At 42.1% G+C, this 18,805-nt stretch carries 14 protein-coding genes and 1 tRNA gene; 11 read left to right on the top strand and 4 right to left on the bottom strand.

The window, feature by feature from the left end; translation table 11 throughout:
* Positions 1-58: 58 nt before the first annotated feature.
* Positions 59-1,657: a BCCT family transporter gene (locus EJ103_RS12870; protein ID WP_126008003.1), complete on the bottom strand. Its 1,599-nt coding sequence runs from the start codon at positions 1,655-1,657 to the stop codon at positions 59-61.
* Positions 1,658-2,200: 543 nt separating this feature from the next.
* On the opposite strand from EJ103_RS12870, the gene EJ103_RS12865 reads away from it, so the two are divergent.
* The 3 genes from EJ103_RS12865 (at position 2,201) to rimI (ending at position 3,101) form a co-directional block, all read left to right on the top strand.
* A tRNA-Trp gene (locus EJ103_RS12865) sits at positions 2,201-2,277 on the top strand.
* Positions 2,278-2,341: 64 nt separating this feature from the next.
* On the top strand, positions 2,342-2,647 hold the full coding sequence (locus tag EJ103_RS12860) for a hypothetical protein (protein ID WP_126008001.1): 306 nt from the start codon (positions 2,342-2,344) through the stop codon (positions 2,645-2,647).
* Complete coding sequence (rimI, locus tag EJ103_RS12855) at positions 2,634-3,101, top strand: ribosomal protein S18-alanine N-acetyltransferase (RefSeq protein WP_096739172.1); 468 nt, start codon at positions 2,634-2,636, stop codon at positions 3,099-3,101. The genes EJ103_RS12860 and rimI overlap by 14 nt, the downstream gene beginning before the upstream one ends.
* Positions 3,102-3,149: 48 nt before the next feature.
* Here the strand turns inward: rimI and EJ103_RS12850 are convergent, their stop codons facing one another.
* Complete coding sequence (locus EJ103_RS12850) at positions 3,150-5,822, bottom strand: ATP-binding protein (protein WP_096041250.1); 2,673 nt, start codon at positions 5,820-5,822, stop codon at positions 3,150-3,152.
* A gap of 428 nt (positions 5,823-6,250) precedes the next feature.
* Positions 6,251-6,919 (bottom strand): TetR/AcrR family transcriptional regulator, encoded by a 669-nt coding sequence (locus EJ103_RS12845; protein ID WP_126007999.1) that lies wholly within the window; start codon positions 6,917-6,919, stop codon positions 6,251-6,253.
* A gap of 238 nt (positions 6,920-7,157) precedes the next feature.
* On the opposite strand from EJ103_RS12845, the gene EJ103_RS12840 reads away from it, so the two are divergent.
* From EJ103_RS12840 to EJ103_RS12810, 7 genes are all read left to right on the top strand, one after another.
* Positions 7,158-8,666, top strand: coding sequence for an efflux transporter outer membrane subunit (locus EJ103_RS12840; RefSeq protein WP_126007998.1), 1,509 nt, complete (start codon positions 7,158-7,160; stop codon positions 8,664-8,666).
* Entirely contained in the window at positions 8,666-10,210 is a 1,545-nt protein-coding gene (locus EJ103_RS12835) for an MFS transporter (RefSeq protein WP_126007996.1), read from the top strand. Before EJ103_RS12840 ends, EJ103_RS12835 begins: the two co-directional genes overlap by 1 nt.
* Positions 10,211-10,234: 24 nt before the next feature.
* Positions 10,235-11,269 carry an HlyD family secretion protein gene (locus tag EJ103_RS12830; protein ID WP_126007994.1) on the top strand — a complete coding sequence of 345 codons (1,035 nt, stop codon included), beginning with the start codon at positions 10,235-10,237 and terminating at the stop codon, positions 11,267-11,269.
* 289 nt (positions 11,270-11,558) lie between these two features.
* Positions 11,559-13,148: a peptide chain release factor 3 gene (prfC, locus tag EJ103_RS12825; RefSeq protein WP_004586154.1), complete on the top strand. Its 1,590-nt coding sequence runs from the start codon at positions 11,559-11,561 to the stop codon at positions 13,146-13,148.
* Positions 13,149-13,210: 62 nt separating this feature from the next.
* Entirely contained in the window at positions 13,211-14,962 is a 1,752-nt protein-coding gene (gene argS, locus EJ103_RS12820) for an arginine--tRNA ligase (RefSeq protein WP_126007992.1), read from the top strand.
* A 577-nt stretch (positions 14,963-15,539) separates the two neighbouring features.
* Entirely contained in the window at positions 15,540-16,178 is a 639-nt protein-coding gene (gene pdxH / locus EJ103_RS12815; protein ID WP_004586156.1) for a pyridoxamine 5'-phosphate oxidase, read from the top strand.
* A 12-nt stretch (positions 16,179-16,190) separates the two neighbouring features.
* On the top strand, positions 16,191-16,958 hold the full coding sequence (locus EJ103_RS12810) for a TatD family hydrolase (RefSeq protein WP_126007991.1): 768 nt from the start codon (positions 16,191-16,193) through the stop codon (positions 16,956-16,958).
* Here the strand turns inward: EJ103_RS12810 and EJ103_RS12805 are convergent.
* Complete coding sequence (locus tag EJ103_RS12805) at positions 16,925-17,545, bottom strand: AhpA/YtjB family protein (protein ID WP_126007989.1); 621 nt, start codon at positions 17,543-17,545, stop codon at positions 16,925-16,927. The two genes, EJ103_RS12810 and EJ103_RS12805, sit on opposite strands and share 34 nt — an antisense overlap.
* A 151-nt stretch (positions 17,546-17,696) precedes the next feature.
* Here EJ103_RS12805 and serB point away from each other — a divergent pair, with 151 nt between their 5' ends.
* Positions 17,697-18,713, top strand: a complete 1,017-nt coding sequence (gene serB, locus EJ103_RS12800) for a phosphoserine phosphatase SerB (RefSeq protein ID WP_004586159.1) — start codon at positions 17,697-17,699, stop codon at positions 18,711-18,713.
* The last annotated feature ends 92 nt before the right edge of the window (positions 18,714-18,805 follow it).

The raw sequence follows: 18,805 nt of genomic DNA, 5'->3' as shown, positions 1-18,805 counted from the left end.
CCTAAAAACCGTTAGCTCTTGCCCACTAAACTCATTAAGTGAAGTGGGCTAAGCGGGTTTATTTTGCAGGGATTGGTGTAGGTTGCTCGGTTTCTGTAAGTAGCCCTTTAACTAGGCTAATACAGCCTAAAATTAAAATAATAGTAAAGGGCAGGGCGGCAATAATAGTAATGTATTGCAATGCTTGAATTGAATCGGTGCCACCAATCCACAGCATTAACATAGCAATAATACTGGCAATAACGGCCCATACTAGCTTTTGCTTTATAGGTACTTCTAGTTTTCCGCCTGATGTAAGGCTATCTATTACAATAGAGCCGGAGTCGAGGGTGGTGACAAAAAAGATAATTATTAACGCCACAGCTAAAAGAGAAAGCAGCGTACCGAATGCATAAGCATCTAGCATATAAAACAAGCTAAGCGTTACATCTGTAATACCTTGGTTTGCGCCAAGTACCCCAACTTCATTTATAATTTGATCAATCGCAACACCACCAAAAACCGACATCCAAGCAGTAGTTACAAGAGTAGGAATGAGTAATACATACACTAAAAATTCGCGTATGGTACGCCCTTTTGAAATACGCGCTACAAACATACCAAAGCAAGGTGCGTATGCAACCCACCACGCCCAATAAAACACAGTCCAGCCATGTAGCCACTGCGTATCTTCTCGGCCTGTGCTTGAGCTTAGAGGAATGATATTTTTAACATAACCTATTACGGCTGTGTATGCAGAATCAAGTACCGTGGTAAAGTTTAAAATAAATACCAGCGCTAAAAACACAAAGGCTATGCCCATATTTATATTACTTAGGAGTTTAACGCCACCATCCATACCGCGCACAATAGAGAGGATAGCCAAGCTCATAATTAATAAAATAATGCCTTGTTGTAATAATAAAGAGCTTTTAAAGCCGAGTACGTGGCTAATACCACTGGCAGCTTGTGCCCCGCCTAAGCCTAACGACGTAGCAAGACCAAAAAGGGTTACTAATACCGCCATTACATCGATAACATCACCTAACTTGCCCCATACTCTATCTCCTAAAAGCGGATAAAATATTGAGCGCATAGAAAGCGGTAAGCCTTTGTTGTAAACAAAATAGGCTAGGCATAAAGCGGTCATACCGTAAATTGCCCACGCGTGCAGACCCCAATGGAAAACAGTAGCCCCTAAAGCCATTTCTCGGCCTTGTTCGGTAAAGGCTTCGGCATTGAGAGGCGTGCCAAACCAGTCGGTGTAAAAGGCGGTGGGCTCTGCCACGCCCCAAAAAATAAGGCCAATACCCATGCCTGCAGCAAAGAGCATAGATACCCACGATAAGGTTGAATAGTCTGTAGTTGCTTTATCGCCGCCAAGGCGAATTTTACCCAGCGGTGAAGCGGCAATACCCACTGCAAACAGCAGTAATATATTGGCGCCCCACATAAATACGTAATCAAAATTAGTTAGTGCGGCATTTTTTATTGAGTTAATCGCCTCTTTAGCTTCGTTAGGCGAGAGGGCAAGTAGAGTAATTATAAAAAGTAGAGATAGGCCAATAGAAACAGAAAATACATTAGTATGAATATCCATGCCCCATTTGCTAACGTTATCTTGTCCTACTTGGTAATCGGTTGAATCGATACTGTATTTTTTTGATTTAAACTTCATATAACACGGCGTGAACTACCAGCAACTGCTAATAGTAAAGCTCCTCCATATTTGCATTGTGAATGACCCGCGTAAGTAAGATACATGATGAAATATGCAATTAGGTGGTAAGGCGCGGATCCCCTAGACGCTAAATTGTATCATAAATGCTGCCAATGTTATTGACTTGTTTATGTATACAGCAACTCAACCAAGCTAAACCGGTATAAAAAATAACTAGCAGCAAGTGTAAATACACCATGCTAGCTAAAGTATTTAACACTTAAGAAAGAATTTACAGCATAGCGTTTGGGCTAAGCGAAGGCAGAAACAGTACCGCGGTTATTAAGCTCGCACGTTTTTAAAGCACATACTGCAGTTTTAATTACGCTAAGCTGAGCAGCATTTATTTTTTAAAGGTAAGTGCTGTTAAAGCTAAAGTGGCTTTACAGCGCTATTTAGCTTGCTAATTCAGCGTTTTGTATAATTAAAAAGCAGTTAAACTAAAAAGTTAATTTTTTACTTTACCTTTTCTAAAAGGTCTCTATAATTCGTCGACATTGCAGGGGCGTAGTTCCAATTGGTAGAACAGCGGTCTCCAAAACCGACGGTTGGGAGTTCGAATCTCTCCGCCCCTGCCATTTCTTCTTTACATCGTTTTTATTACTTCATATATTGTTCTAGTGTTTAATCTACTGAGTTGTTATGCATCCACGTTACGCAGCTATTTTTGGTATAGAAAACCTTGAACTAAATCAGCATTATCGTCCTAAAAATACTGACCCTACTTTAGCCGTTTCACAAAGCACTCCAGCTGAGCCTTTAGTGCTGAGCAAGCAGTTATTAAGTGATATACGTTTAAGTGCACCTTCTTTAACAATTAATCATGTTTTAAAAGGGGCTGACATACAGTTAACCGGCGATAAGCTTACACTACCAACCTCACAGCTCAGTGCTTCTGATAAGCGCGCTTTATGGGCTTTAATGAGCACACACATTGATAAACTTTAAACCTGTAAACGAAAGCGCAATAGCACAATTAATGGCTATTGAAACTGCCTGCCACTCTCATCCTTGGTCTCTTAAAACAATGAGCTCTTGCATGGGTGGCCGTTATTTTAATTTAGCGGCGTTTGATGAAAACACCCTAGTAGGTTTTTATATAGGTGAAAAGGCAGGGCCTGACTTTACCCTTATGGATATATGTGTAACGCCCAGTGAGCAAGGTAAAGGCATTGCAAGGCAGTTACTTAGCCAGTTTATTGAATATGGCGAGCAGCAAAATGCTGAAAACCTTTTTTTAGAAGTACGCGAATCAAACGCGCGTGCAATAAAGCTTTACGAACATGCTGGCTTTACGCAAATGTCGGTACGTAAGAACTATTACCCAAGCGATGAGCCCTCTAAAAATGGCTATGAAGACGCCATACTAATGGGTATGGCGCTTAACTTAGGGTTTAGTTAAAGGGTTAAATTAAGCGCTAAATAAACGTTTATAGTAAAACACGCACTTTTAGGCTGTTTCTTTACTTTTAGCTATGGTTTGCTCAATAGCATTAATTAAATTTACAATTAATGTGGGGCGCTGCGCTTGGTCATTACTAAGCAGGTTTTCTTCTAGCAGCGCTGCACTGTGGTAAATATCGTCAAAATTAAAACAACCAGCACTGCCTTTTAAGCTATGGGCTACGCTTCGAAGTGCTTCTGCATCGTTACTGGCTTTTAAGCTGTTTACCTTTTGCAGGTAACTTGGCAGGTTAGCCACATAGTTATCGTTAATTTGCTGAAACTTTTCACTTTTTAGTAAACTATCCCACTTGTTTTGATTATCTTTTTCAAGGTTTAAGTAACTAACTAGCACGTTTTCAAGCGCGTCTTTATCAATGGGTTTTGCCAGTGCTTTATCGCAACCTGCCTCAATGTATGTGTCTATATCATGGTTCATTACATTGGCAGTAAGCGCGATAATGGGCCCATCGTAGGCTGCATGGCGTAGCATTTTAGTTGCCTCAAGGCCGCCCATTACAGGCATTTGCATATCCATAATAATTAACTGGTAGTCGTTTACTAACGCCATTTCTACTGCTTGTGCACCATTGTTAGCCATATCTGGCTCTAGGCCCCAGGTTTGTAATAGCAGTTTTATAAGTAGCTGGTTATCGGGGTTATCTTCGGCAACTAATATGTTGGCATCAAAACTAGAAGTGGCAAACGACAAGAAAGGGTCTTTTTCTGGAATAAGCTGTGCTTGCTCAGTTAAAAGCTCTAGTGATTGTTTAGGCTCGTTAATATGGCAATCAACGGTAATAGCAAAGCGACTGCCTATGCCAATTTCGCTTTTTAAAGTAACATCGCCACCCAATAACTGCGCTAAGTTTTTAGAAATACATAAACCTAATCCTGTGCCTCCAAAGCGGCGCGTGGTGGTGGCATCGGCCTGTTCAAAAGGTTTAAATATACGCTCTATTTGGTGCTCAGACATACCAATACCGGTGTCTTTAACCACAAATTCAAGCTGCTGCTTACTTTGCAAATAATGCACACAAATTGACACCTTGCCTTGCTCGGTAAATTTTACGGCATTGCTGGCTATGTTTATTAAAATTTGTTTTAAACGCGTCATATCACTATAAATAGTGCGCGGTAATGGCAGCTCGTAATGAATGCTAAACGCGAGTTGTTTTTCGTGTGCTAGCGGTTCAATAATTGATTCTATATCGTGAACCAGCTGCACTACATTAAGGGGTGCTTGCTCTACAGCGAGCTTTTCTGCTTCTATTTTAGATAAATCGAGTATGTTGTTTATTAGCTCTAATAAGTGTTTAGAGTTTCGTAAAATGGTATTTAAATGCTGTTTGTCGTTAACCACTTTATCATTAATTAATAACTGCTCGGTAAAGCCCATAATGGCTGTAAGTGGGGTGCGAATCTCGTGACTCATATTTGCTAAAAAACGGCTTTTAAGCTGGTTAGCTTGCTCTGCTTGAGCTATGGCAAGTTCAAGCTGGCTGTTCATCGCTTCAAGCGCTTTAGTACGGCTTTCTACTTTGTCTTCTAGGTGGTGTTTATATTCTTCTAGCTGCTCTTGGTAGTGTCTAATTTGGTTAATCATGTGATTAAAATCGTTAAACAACACCCCAACTTCATCATTTGTATGAGCAGGTAAATTTACCGATAAATCACCATCACCTACACGGTGGCTGGCGGCCCCTAAAAGCTCAATTGGGTTTAGCAGTAAATTGCGCACAACCACAAAAATAAGGATAGGCAGGGTGATCACCGAAATTATCACAATTAAGCCTGTGATTAAGCTAATTGCCTTACCCGACTGATAAAGCACGCCTTTTGGAATGGTTGATACAAAGTAATAACCGCCACTCATTTGTACGGCAAATATCATTCTTTCTATTTTATCTATGCTCGAAAGCTCAATCGTCGAAAGGGTGCCTACATCGGCTAAATCGTGAACCTGCTCAAGCTCGTGCTCGGTAATATATTGCCCGCGTAAGCTGTAGTCTGAGCTAAATAAAATTTGCCCGTCGTTGGTTAGCAGTAAATTAAGGGTGTTGTTATAAGGCGCTTCTAAAATACTGGTGTTTAATATAGAGGGTTCAACTTGCAATACTATAAAGCCAAGTTGTTGTGGGCGTTTTAAATAGTAATCAACACTTTGTACGCGCTGTACAAAAAATAAGTTGGTGGTGCCGTCGTTGTTTTGCACCATAAATTGTTGTTGGCGCAAATTACTTTGCAGTACTTGCTTAAAAAATGGGTATGACTGCGGTGCGGTTGTTAAATTATTAGAATAATACGCGTCACTTTTACCACTGGCCGAGACTAAGTTAATACTAATTATATCTGGGTAGGCTTCGCTATAACTGGCAAAAACATCCATTAGTGCCCCTAAGCGGCGGGTATAGCTGCCATCAGCATGAATGTCGTTTGATAAAAAATCGTTTAAAACAGGCGAGGTAGACAGTAGTTTTGCTGTTGAATGAAACGAGTCTATGTAGTTGAAAACCTTTTGCTGTTGCTGCTCAACAAAGCGACTCATTATAAGATCAGCCTGCTTTTGTGTTGAGTTGGTTACGTTAGTTAATGTAAAACCACCTAAAAACAACAAGGGTAATATAACAAGGGGGGTTATATACCATAATAATCGAATACTTAACTTACTGGTTTTCATGACCAAACTACTTATCCTCCGTGCAATCTAGCAATGATATGCGTTACGACTTTATTACACAAGAAGCGTAAGCTGATTTGAGTTAATTTAGCGTAAAAAAAGCGTGTATATAATTGGTTTAAATAAGGCTAGTGAGCACCTTAAGCGAGATTATCTTTAAGGCGCTATATTTAGCTTTGTTTTAAACAAGTTAGCGCCTGCGCTGCTTGGTTTTTTAATAATATAGCTAACAGTGCAGTATCAATGCCTGTCATAAATTGAGCGCAGGGGGCTAACCCGTAGCGCTATTTTTATATTTATTAGTGTTTAGCACAATGCATTAAAATATGCGTTGTTAGGGCATTGGCATTAAGGGTAATTTAGCCACGCTTAAAATTAATGCGTGGCTTTAAAATGCTATTTATTTAAAGTATTACACATTTAACAAATTAGTTTTGTTGCGTGTGAGCCGTACCGTAAGAGCGCACTAAAAAGTTTATTGCTACTTCTACCCAGCGGTCTATATCTTTTTTAAGCACAGGCTGATCGGGGTGAGTTAAGTACATTAAATGTAGCTCACTGCGCATTAAGGCAACAAATAGGTTAGTGGCTTCTTCAATGTTTAATTCTTCAAAATCAAGCTCTTTAGATTCCACTGCCGCTTTTAAATAATTAGAGACCTTGTCTTTTACCACCCGCGGGCCAGAGTTATAAAACATATGACCTAGGGCGGGTAAGCGGGGGGCTTCAGCAACAACAATTCGGTATAGAGCCATGGCCGACTCTGATAGAGCGATTTGTAAATAAGCATGCCCAAGGCGGCGTAAGTTTTCTGTTAAGTTGCCTGGCTTAAACGTTATATTATCGATTGATGCTGTAAATATTTCGCATTCACTTTTAATGACCGCTAAAAATAAAATTTCTTTATTTGCAAAGTGAGCGTAAACCGTCGATTTTGATACGCCTGCCTCACGTTGGATCATGTCGGTGGTTGCACCATTAAAACCATGAATTAAAAATATTTTTCGTGCAGCGTGTAATACCGTTCGTGCTTTTGCACCAAGCTCTAATTCACTTGGAGGCAGAGTGTTTTGGGCATTAGTAAGCGTTTTTGTCATTACATTTCACCTTGACATAATGTTAAATTACGCCTAGCATATCAAACCGAGCGGTACAGTTCAATTTAAGCTTTAAGTTAAGGGTGTTTTTAACAGCTGTTAACTATTGGTATTACCCTGTTTAAATGTATTTAAGGTGTGACTAGGCAGCAATTAGCGTGCTTAGCTTTTTTTGCCTATCACTCGAACCGAGCGGTACAGTACATAAATAATTGTGTTATTAATTTAGGATTTAAAAATGGCTAATCAGTGTCTTAATAAAAGGCTTTTTAATTATTCGCGGCATTCAGCTATTGCGCTTACATTAGCTGCGGCTTTGTCGGGTTGTGTAGTGGGTCCTAACTTTGAAGAGCCTAATACAAATATAAACAACGATGCTATAAAGCCAACTCCCGAATTTACTCAGCTACAAAGCGGTAATGCTGAATTGGCGTGGAATTGGTGGACAATTTTAAACGATCCTATTTTAACGGAGCTAGAGCGCAAAGCACAGTTAGGTAATCTTGACTTACAGCTAGCATCAAGCCGAATTGCCCAAAGCCGCGCGGCATTGGGTATTGCATCGGCAGACCGCTTACCCAGTGTATCTGCTGGGTTTGACTACAAGCGCGAAGGGCTGAGCGAAAATGGTAAGTTTGTTGCACTCGGTGCGCCCTCAGACCCTGATAACTTTTGGCAGCTTGGTTTTGATGCCAGCTGGGAACTTGATTTATGGGGCCGTAATAAACGTGTTGAAGAAGGGGCCGTCGCTATGCTGCAGGCCTCTTTGTATGCGCGTGAAGCCGCCCGTGTTAGCTTAGCTGGCGAGGTGGCTAAAACGTATTTGTTACTGCGCAGTGCGCAAACGCAGCTCAACATAACACACGAAAACAAAACCATTGCAGAGCGTGTGTTAAAGCTTGCACAAAGCCGCGAAAAAAACGGTGTAAGTACACGTTTTGAAACAATTAGTGCAAAAGCAGAGTTGGCAACAATTAATGCTGCGCTACCAGAGCAAACGCAGCGCCGTAATGTGTTAATGAACGCGCTTGCGTTGCTAGTAGGTGAAAAACCACGTGCCTTAAATACTCTGTTAGCCGAGCGTATTGCTGCGCCCGTTATGCCAAGCGAAATCCCTTCGGCTATTCCATCAGAGTTTGTGAAACGCCGCCCAGATATTTTACAAGCGCAAGCAAACTTACACAGTGCTGTTGCCGCTATTGGCGCGGCCGAAGCGAATTTTTACCCACGCATTACTTTAACGGGCTCATTAGGAGTTGAAGGGTATGCGCAAAGTGATTTATCAACCTGGGATTCACGTGTTTTTTCAGTGGGACCAAATGTTTATTTGCCTATTTTTCAGGGTGGGCGCTTAAAGTCACAGCTTAAGCTTACTAAAGAGCGCGAGAAAAACGCGGCATTAACGTATCGTCAAACTGTACTAAAAGCGTGGCACGAAGTTGATAACGCAGTAGATGGCTGGGCTGCGCAGCAAAATCACCATCACAAAGTTGAAATTGCCCACGACTTTAATAAGCAGGCTTTACAAACCGTTGAAAGAGCCTACCAGCAAGGGGCAGCCGACTACCTTAGCGTTTTAACGGCGCAGCGTAATTTATTAGCAAGCCAAACTAAGTTAAATAACAGTGCAACCAATGCCTCGATTGCGGTTGTAAATTTGTATAAATCTCTCGGTGGTGGCTGGAACCCAGACGCACTACCTGAAAGTGGGCTTGCGCCAATGTCAGCCAAGGCGGAGGGCGAGTAATGAATGCAGTCACGATTAATGTGCCTGTACAAAATGCAGCACCTGTTGCTAAGCCCGCAGGGCCATCAAAACAAGCACTGGCTGGGCTATTAGGCATTTTTATTGCCGCTATGATGGCGGGTTTAAATAACCGAGTAGGGGCACTTGGATTAGCTGATGTGAGGGGCGTAATAGGGGCAAGTTTAGATGATGCCTCTTGGCTTTCAAGCGCCTATACCGTTGGGGAGCTAATCGCTATGCCTTTTGCTTCTTGGTTTGCCATTACGTTATCGGTTAGACGCTTTCATATTTCTATGGTGACTATATGTGGCGTTATTGCGGCTATTTTGCCTTTTATTCATGATTTAAACTTATTAATTGCACTGCGTTTTGTGCAAGGGGTAAGTAGTGGCGCGCTCATTCCTATATTAATGATGGCTGCACTTAAATTTTTACCCCCTAACATACGTTTACACGGTTTAGCGCTTTACGCGATGACCGCTACATTCGCCCCAAATTTAGCTATTTGGCTAAGCGGGCAGTGGGCTGATGTGTTATCGGACTGGCGCTGGATTTACTGGCAAGTTATTCCGCTTTGTATTATTGCAGGCTCACTAACTGCGTGGGGGCTCCCAAAAGAGGGCGTTAAATATGCGCGCTTTAAAGAAGGAAATTGGTTAGGCCTAGTGTGCGGCGTATCGTCTTTGACGTTAATTGCCATCGCGCTTGATCAAGGTGTGCGTTTAGATTGGTTTAATTCATCGCTTATTAGTGTGTGTTTTTTTGGTGGGCTAATTTTATTTGGCTGCTACGTATTAACCGAGTGGCATCACAAAGCGCCGTTTATGAGACCGCAGTTATTAGGCCGTCGCAATTTAGGTATTGGCTCTGTACTGCTTACCATGTTGCTAGTGGTGTTGATGTCGGGCTCAATGTTGCCCTCAACCCATTTAGCCAATTTGCATAGCTATAGAGCATTACAGCTAGCGCCAGTAGGGTTATTAATTGCGCTACCACAACTTGTACTTGGCTCGGTAGTGGCACTGCTTTTATATAAAAAATGGGTAGATGCCCGCATTGTGATGTCAATTGGATTATTTTTAATTGCGCTGGCCTGTTTTAGCGGCGCACAAATTACGCCTTTATGGCATCGCGATCAATTTATCACAGCGCAGCTGTTGCAAGCATTTGGCCAGCCCATGGCAGTGGTCTCTATTTTATTTTTAATGACCAGTGTACTAGACCCAAGCGAAGGGCCGTTTTTTTCGGGAACCATAAACACATTACGTGTGTTTGGCTCGCTTATTGGCGGGGCTGTTGTGGGGCAGCTATTAACGGTGCGCAGTCATTTTCATAACGAAATGCTATTAGACCGCGCCTCTATGATCGGTAACTCATTGGCAAACACCATACCTAATGAGCAATTAGGCGGCGTTATTGCCCAGCAATCGTTAGTGATGTCGGTAGGTGATGCCTACTTGGTGCTTGGTGTGTTAGCACTTGTATTAATTCCGCTGGCGCTATGTATGAACTTTGTACCAGCCCCGAATCTTAATAAATCTTAAATTTTAATCGTTGAGTAATATATTATGGCCTTACCAAAAGTAGTTAAATTAACCGTTGCAGCAACTATACTTGCCGTTGTTGCAGGCAGTATTATTTATCTTAATAAATCGGAGTCGCAAAGTGCAACTCAAACAACTGACGATGCCTACGTGCAAGCCGACTTTACCTTTGTGGCACCTCAGGTATCTGGCACGGTAGATCAAGTACTCATTAAAGATAACCAGCGAGTACAAAAAGGCGATTTAATTGCCACCATAGATAATCGCGATTTTGTAGTGGCCCTAGATTCCGCTAAAGCCCAAGCTAATAGTGCTAAAGCAAGTGTAGCTAGCTTGCAAGCTAAGCTAACTTATCAAGATTCGCTGGTACAACAAGCGCAAGCTGCGGTAGAGGCCGATACTGCATCACTTAAATTAGCGCAGTTAAATTTAAAGCGTTATACCAACTTAGCAACCGATGGCTCAGGCACTGTGCAAGCACGAGAAGAAGCACAAGCAAAGCTGGCTATTCAAAAAGCAAATTTGCATAAAAACCAAGCAGGCCTTGCAGCAGCAAAGCAGCAGATTGAAATTTTACGTGCCGATATTGAAAAAGCCAAAGCTGTGCTTGTACAAGCTAAAGCACGTGTAGTAGATGCCGAACTTAAGTTATCGTACACCCAAATTACAGCGCCTATTGATGGCATAGTTGGCCAAAAATCGGTGCGTGTAGGGGCGTATGTAAACCCAGGCAGCCCGCTATTGGTTGTTGTACCGCTTGATAAAGTGTTTGTTAGTGCGAACTACCGTGAAACTCAGCTAGCTAATGTAAAAGTAGGCCAAGAAGTTGAAATAAAAGTAGATGCACTACCAGGGCAAATTTTACGCGGCCACGTTGATAGCCTAAGCCCTGCCAGTGGCGTGAGCTACTCAGCCATTGGTGCACATAACGCCACAGGAAACTTCACCAAAATTGTGCAGCGCTTACCGGTTAAAATTAGCTTAGATGCAAACCAGCTAGCGCTTAAGCAGTTACGAGTAGGTATGTCTGTGGTACCAAGTATTTCAATAACGCAATAGCGTATTGCGTTAATTACAGGGCCAGTAACCATGTTGCTGACCCTTAAAATTAGTTACTCCTTCCTTTTGAATATAATGCCAAGATATTTTTGAGTTAGATAGCACACTTTTATACCGACTCCTGTTACAATTGCCACTATTAAAAAATTAGCTATATGGCGTTAATTGTTGTCAATTTATTCACACTAAATTGCTCAAAGCCCAGTTAATAACGATCAACTTAACGGGTTGCCTTGCATACACTCAATGTTATGCATGTAACTTGGCATCAAACTAAAAGAACTTATTAATGGCAGACCAGAATATTATCAACGAAATTAGCAAGCGAAGGACTTTTGCAATCATATCGCACCCGGATGCTGGTAAAACCACCATCACCGAAAAAGTACTTTTGTTCGGACAAGCGATTCAAAAAGCCGGTACTGTAAAAGGCCGTGGCTCTAATCAGCATGCAAAGTCTGACTGGATGGAAATGGAAAAAGAGCGTGGTATATCGGTTACTACCTCTGTAATGCAGTTTCCGTATAACAATGCGCTGGTTAATTTACTTGATACCCCTGGACACGAAGACTTCTCAGAAGATACTTACCGTACATTGACCGCGGTAGATTCGTGTTTAATGGTTATTGATGCCGCAAAAGGTGTAGAAGAACGTACCCGTAAGCTAATGGAAGTTACGCGCCTACGTACCACGCCTATTGTTACCTTTATGAATAAGTGTGACCGTGATATTCGTGACCCAATGGAACTACTCGATGAAGTAGAAACAGAGCTAAATATTGCCTGTGCGCCTATTACTTGGCCAATTGGTTGTGGTAAAGAGTTTAAAGGTGTTTATCACATTCATAACGACGAAGCGGTTTTATACAAAACAGGCCAAGGTCATACTATTCAAGAAGTTCGCACTGTAAAAGGCCTAGATAACCCAGAGCTTGATACCGCCATTGGTGAAGAACTCGCTGAGCAATTACGTGAAGAGCTAGAGCTGGTAATTGGTGCCTCAAATGAGTTTGATCTTGAATTGTTTTTAGCAGGTGAGCTTTCTCCGGTGTACTTTGGTACTGCCCTTGGTAACTTTGGTGTAGACCATGTACTTGATGGTTTAACGCAATGGGCACCAACGCCATTACCGCGCGAAACAGATGACCGCCAAGTAATCGCAACAGAAGAAAACTTTACCGGCTTTGTGTTTAAAATTCAGGCCAACATGGACCCTAAACACCGTGACCGCATTGCCTTTATGCGTATTGTGTCGGGCAAATACAGCCAAGGCATGAAAATGAACCACGTACGCCTTGGTAAGCAAATTAGTATTTCTGATGCGGTAACCTTTATGGCGGGCGATCGTGAGCGTGCAGCAGATGCATATGCGGGCGATATTATTGGTTTGCATAACCACGGTACCATTCAAATTGGCGATACCTTTACGCAAGGCGAAAAGCTTAAATTTAGCGGTATTCCTAACTTTGCGCCTGAGCTATTTCGTCGTATTCGTTTGCGCGATCCGCTCAAACAAAAGCAATTATTAAAAGGCTTAGTACAACTTTCTGAAGAAGGTGCTGTACAGGTATTTAGACCGCTTACTAACAACGATTTAATTGTAGGCGCGGTAGGTGTACTACAGTTTGACGTAGTTGTAGCGCGCTTAAAAGCTGAGTACAACGTAGATGCAATTTACGAAGGCGTAAATGTAAATACGGCACGTTGGGTAAGCAGCGACGATGTTAAAAAGTTTGAAGAGTTTAAACGTAAGTGCGAAAGCAACTTAGCACTCGATGGTGGCGATAACTTAACTTACATAGCACCGAGCCGTGTAAACCTTAACTTATCGGTAGAGCGTTACCCAGAGGTAACCTTTAACCATACGCGCGAAAACTAGAATCGACTGACTAAAGTTAACTGAAAGCCTGCTATGGCGGGCTTACAAAGGTAAATAATATAATGAACATTCGTACTATTTTAGTAGAAAAAGCCATTGCCGCCATGACCGCAGCAGGCCTACCAGAAGACACAAACCCAGCTGTTACACAAAGCACACGCCCACAGTTTGGTGATTACCAAATTAATGGTGCAATGGGCGCCGCTAAAAAAATGAAAAGCAACCCACGTGAGCTTGCGCAAAAAATTATTGATAACCTAGATGTAACCGACATCGCTGAAAAAACAGAAATTGCCGGCCCTGGTTTTATTAATATTCATTTAAAGCCTGAGTTTTTAGCCAACAGTGTAAAAGCAGCGAACAACGATGCAAAACTGGCTGTAAACGAGCACGCAAATCCGCAAACTGTCGTGGTAGATTACTCATCACCTAATCTTGCAAAAGAAATGCACGTAGGCCATTTGCGTTCAACCATTATTGGTGATGCCATTGTACGTGCGCTTGAATTTAGAGGCGACAAAGTCATTCGTCAAAACCACATGGGCGATTGGGGCACACAGTTTGGTATGCTAATTGCGCATTTAGAAGATCAAATTAGCCAAGGCGTAGACTTAGAGTCGGTAGCGCTTGCTGATTTAGAAACGTTTTACCGCGATGCTAAAAAACGTTTTGACGATGAAGAAGGCTTTGCCGATAAAGCCCGTGACTATGTAGTTAAACTACAAGGCGGCGACGCGCACTGTGAAAAGTTATGGAAGCTATTTATAGCGACCTCTGTTAAGCACTCTGAAGAAGTTTACAAACGTCTAAACGTAACGCTTACCCAAGACGATATTATGGCTGAAAGTGCTTACAACAGTGAGCTTAACGATATTATTAGCCTATTAAAAGATAAAAACATAGCGATAGAGTCGCAAGGCGCACAAGTCGTGTTTTTAGATGAACTTGCTAATAAAGATGGTGAGCCATCGGCGTTTATCGTGCAAAAATCTGGCGGCGGCTTTTTATATGCAACCACCGATTTAGCCGCGTGTAACTACCGCTCAAATACCTTAGGCGCTGAGCGTATTTTAATATTTGTTGATGCACGCCAAAGTCTTCACTTTAATCAGGTGGAGCTTACCGCACGTAAAGCAGGCCTTTTACGCGATGAAACAAGCTACGAGTTTTGCCCGTTTGGCACCATGATGGGCGCCGATGGTAAACCATTTAAAACCCGTACAGGTGGTACAGTAAAACTTGCTGATTTACTTGAAGAGTCAATTAGCCGTGCAGCAACAAAACTTGCTGAGCGTGAATCTGATTTATCAGATCATGATCGCAGCGAAATTGCGCGTAAAGTAGGTATTGGCGCTGTTAAATACGCTGATCTTTCTAAGCATCGTACCAGCGATTACATATTCAACTGGGACACCATGTTAAGCTTTGAAGGCGCAACAGCACCTTACTTACAATATGCTTATACCCGTGTGCGCAGTATTTTCCGTAAATCAGGTGTCGATGCTGAGACTCTTAGAGTTTTAGGGGCTCAAGTGCATATCACTGAGCCGCAAGAAAAAGCCCTCGCGCTTAAGCTACTACAGCTTGAAGAAGTCCTTGATTTAATGATCTCTGAGGCTACTCCGCACGTACTATGTAGCTACTTATACGAGCTAGCTAGCCTATACATGACATTCTACGAAGCCTGTCCAGTACTAAAAGAAGGCGTAGAGCCAAACGTACGTGACAGCCGTTTAGTGTTATGTAATTTAGTGGCAGATACGCTAAAAACAGGATTGGACTTGCTTGGCATTGAAGTCATGGAGCAAATGTAATCACCGTCGTATTTTAACCTAATACTGCGTTATCCACCCCAACTTACCCTAATCACATACAAACCGTATGCTCATAGGGATAAGTAGGGGTGAATGCCTTGTCTTAGGCTAAACTACTTAGGTGAACCTTCTGCTTCGTGTAGTTCGCTTTGACTGCGTTGTCGTGCTTTTTTAGCCTAAGTCACATACTAATTGTATGCTCCTTGGCATAAAAAAGCACTTCGCCTTGTCAGCACTCCTGCACTTGCAGATATCTGAGTTGTGTAGTTCGCTTTAGTTGCGTTGGTAAAATTATTTAGCCTAAGTCACATACAAACCGTATGCTCCTTGGCATAAATAGTTATACCGCCTTGCTAGCACTCCTACACTTGCAGATGATTTTAGGCTTTACTTGACGAACTTTTGTAAGTTAATCATTTTATAGCTGATAGCACCGTAGGTTGGGTTGAGTGAAACGAAACCCAACATTAACCAAGCACTAACCCAAAATATAAAATTGTTCTTATTACTGATTACTATTGATTGCCTGACCTTAACTTACCCACATACGCTTTAATAAACAGAGAAGGATTTGTTTATGAAACTCGAAGACATCCGCCGTGAATACCTGCAAGACGCGCTAAGCGAAGATAACTTGCAAGATGATCCATTCAAACAATTTGAAACGTGGCTTGAGCATGCTGTGGGCAGTAATATCCCAGACCCAACGGCCATGGTTGTGGCAACGGTTGATGAAACCGGCCAACCTTCACAGCGTATTGTATTGTTAAAACATTTAGATGATAACGGGTTTGTATTTTTTACTAATACCGGCTCACGTAAAGCGCAAGAGCTAAAAGGCAATAACAAAATATCGCTGCACTTTCCGTGGCACCATATGGAGCGCCAAGTGATTGTATACGGCGAGGCAAAACCATTACCGACAGCTGCAGTCGCTAAATATTTTTTATCGCGCCCTAAAGAAAGCCAATTAGCAGCATGGGCCTCAGCGCAAAGCAGGCCGGTCTCATCGCGCAAAGTACTTATGGAAACCTTTGCTAATATGAAGAGTAAATTTGCTAATGGTGAAATTCCATTGCCTGATTTTTGGGGCGGTTACTGCGTAGTCCCTTCTAAAATTGAGTTTTGGCAAGGTGGCGCACATCGTTTACACGACCGCTTTATATATCAGCGCCAAACCGATAATAGCTGGCAAATAACACGTTTAAACCCTTAACCGGTTTACGCTGTGAAGTTTATAGACTCCCACTGCCACCTCGATTTTACTGAGTTTGACGCAAACCGCGGATCACTAATAAAAGAGTGTATGGCTAAAGGTGTTGAGCGCTTTATTGTGCCAGGTATTAGCTTGGCGCAATCTCAGCAGCTAATTGAATTTAAAGCTAAATACCCACAAGTACATATTGCCGCAGGGCTTCACCCTTACTTTTTAGATGAGCATAAAGATGCTCACTTAGCGCAGTTATTCGATTTTGCAAAAGCCAATAAAAAGCAGTTGGTGGCAATAGGGGAGTGCGGGCTTGATAGAAGTATTGATGACCTTGAAAAACAAACCAGCCTATTTGAGCAACACATTACCCTTGCTAATGAGCTCAAGCTTCCGCTTATTGTGCATCACAGGCAAAGCCATGATTTAATTGCGCATGCGTTTAAGCGCTGCAAGCCAAAATATGGCGGCGTGATACATGCATACTCAGGCTCCATGCAACAAGCACAGTATTATATTAAACAGGGCTTTAAATTAGGTGTAGGTGGCGTTATTACCTATGAACGAGCAGCAAAAACCCGTGATGTAATTGCTCAAATAGAACCGCAGCATTTAGTGCTTGAGACGGACGCACCCTCAATGCCATTAAGTGGCCATCAGGGAGAAATTAACACCCCTGCGCATATTCCTGCTGTATTTGAAGTTTTATGCAGTTTAAAGCCAAATAGTAATAAAGCCGAACTTGCTCAGCAGCTTTACGATTCTTGCTCTGAGGTTTTTTGCATATAGCGATTTACCTGCCAACGTTTTAGGCCTCGCCCTAGCTGCCATGTAAAAATACAGGCTATTACTAGCATTAATAAAACTTGCCTGCCTAAATCATGAAAGTGATTGTGGCTGTCAGATATTGCCGCGCGGGTTAAATAAGTAATAGATACAAAGCCTAAAGGCTTATCTATGTCGCTTACAACAGGCTCAACAAACGGGGTTTTTAGTTTACTAATCCCTGGGGTGGACTCTGGCAATTGGCCAAATATATGGTGTGATTGCCAGTGATCGCTGCTGGCTATAAGTACGCCTTGCTGATCGTAAATTGTGGCTGAAAGTACAAACTCGTCTTTGCTTATATCATTACACAAAGCTCTAAGCTGTGGCTTATTTTTAGCAAGCAATGGCTCTTTAGCATTAAGTGCCATAAATGAGGTTAAGCTTTTGGCAGTATTATTGGCACTATTATAAAGTAGTTGGTGGCTTTCAAAGCTACTGTTAACACCTACAAAACTCAGTAATACAAAACAGCCCGCAGCCAATAACAAGCGAACGATTCGCTTTCTTTGTGATGCAGACAAAGGGCTTTTTATATGGTTATTTTTCATAGTCACCGTATATGCTACTGACAGCATTTTGATTTGATGTTACAACTACGCTAACTATAACCTTAAATCTACCCCGATGGCGAATTTAGCGTTATGAATACCCTAATTGATACGCCAAATTAGAAAAATAAATAACAAACACGGAGAACCCATGTCGCAAATGAACATGGCACAGCCAGCTGCTGAGCAAGCATTACATTCTTTAACGCTAAACACATGGTTTGATTACAAAGAAGGGAGTTTTACTCCTGCTCAAACAATACCAGATAAAACCGTTGGGTTATTTAGTATTGCGTTTGCGGGCGATTTCGAACTAAAGCATGTAACGAGCATTATCGACTTTTTAAAAACGCACGCGCTTAAAGTAACCGCTGTATGTCAATATCAGCCCGACTTAGGGTTAGCCCCAGCTTTGTGTTTTTATAGCCCAGAGGCAGAGCAAAAAATTAACCCGCTTGCGCTAAGAGAGTTTGCAAACACGCTTGATTTTCAGCTAGTGCAAGTTACAACGCCACCTAACCTATATGAGCCAGGGCTGCTGGTTATGGATATGGACTCTACCGCCATCACCATAGAGTGTATTGATGAAATTGCACGTTTAGCAGATGTATATGACGATGTGGCTTCTGTAACCGCGCTTGCAATGGCGGGCAAACTAGATTTTAGCGAAAGTTTAAATCAGCGTGTAGCAAAGTTAGCCGGCATAGAGCAAAGTTTAATTGAAGATTTAAAAAACACCTTACCATTAATGCCAGGTATTAAAGCGTTATGCCAAATTTTAAAGCAGCATAATTGGTATCTTGCTATAGCATCAGGCGGGTTTGTACCCTTTGCCGAGCGTGTGCAGCAGCTGATTAATTTAGATGAAGTACATGCTAATGTGCTTGAATTTGCAAACGATAAACTCACAGGAAAAGTCTCTGGTGCCATTGTTGATGCGCAGCAAAAAGCGGTTGTTTTAGAAACACTGCAGCAAAAGCTGGGCTTAGCAAATACGCAAACGGTAGCCATTGGCGATGGTGCAAACGATTTGCTAATGATGGAAAAAGCAGGATTAGGCGTTGCCGTACATGGTAAACCAAAAGTGGTGGAGCAAGCGCAAGCGGCTATATGTCAGGGCTCGTTACTGCAATTGTTGTATATGCTGGCTATTCCCTTAAATAAGTAACCTGAGAATAACCACCAAAATAAGTTATACCAATCGGGTTAAGTTATTAGACATTTATAGCGACAGATAAATAGCGTGATAACAAGGCATAA

Source organism: Pseudoalteromonas sp. Xi13, from assembly GCF_003952205.1.
GTDB classification, from domain to species: Bacteria; Pseudomonadota; Gammaproteobacteria; order Enterobacterales; family Alteromonadaceae; genus Pseudoalteromonas; species Pseudoalteromonas atlantica.
Note: the sequence above shows the minus strand (reverse complement) of the source record. Positions and strands in the feature narration are given on the sequence as shown.

Bases quoted from the DNA above. Each gene is read 5' to 3' on its own strand.
- EJ103_RS12870 (WP_126008003.1), bottom strand. From the start codon at position 1,657: ATGAAGTTTAAATCAAAAAAATACAGTATCGATTCAACCGATTACCAA.
- EJ103_RS12860 (WP_126008001.1), top strand. From the start codon at position 2,342: ATGCATCCACGTTACGCAGCTATTTTTGGTATAGAAAACCTTGAACTA.
- EJ103_RS12850 (WP_096041250.1), bottom strand. From the start codon at position 5,822: ATGAAAACCAGTAAGTTAAGTATTCGATTATTATGGTATATAACCCCC.
- EJ103_RS12845 (WP_126007999.1), bottom strand. From the start codon at position 6,919: ATGACAAAAACGCTTACTAATGCCCAAAACACTCTGCCTCCAAGTGAA.
- EJ103_RS12840 (WP_126007998.1), top strand. From the start codon at position 7,158: ATGGCTAATCAGTGTCTTAATAAAAGGCTTTTTAATTATTCGCGGCAT.
- EJ103_RS12835 (WP_126007996.1), top strand. From the start codon at position 8,666: ATGAATGCAGTCACGATTAATGTGCCTGTACAAAATGCAGCACCTGTT.
- EJ103_RS12830 (WP_126007994.1), top strand. From the start codon at position 10,235: ATGGCCTTACCAAAAGTAGTTAAATTAACCGTTGCAGCAACTATACTT.
- prfC (WP_004586154.1), top strand. From the start codon at position 11,559: ATGGCAGACCAGAATATTATCAACGAAATTAGCAAGCGAAGGACTTTT.
- argS (WP_126007992.1), top strand. From the start codon at position 13,211: ATGAACATTCGTACTATTTTAGTAGAAAAAGCCATTGCCGCCATGACC.
- pdxH (WP_004586156.1), top strand. From the start codon at position 15,540: ATGAAACTCGAAGACATCCGCCGTGAATACCTGCAAGACGCGCTAAGC.
- EJ103_RS12805 (WP_126007989.1), bottom strand. From the start codon at position 17,545: ATGAAAAATAACCATATAAAAAGCCCTTTGTCTGCATCACAAAGAAAG.
- serB (WP_004586159.1), top strand. From the start codon at position 17,697: ATGTCGCAAATGAACATGGCACAGCCAGCTGCTGAGCAAGCATTACAT.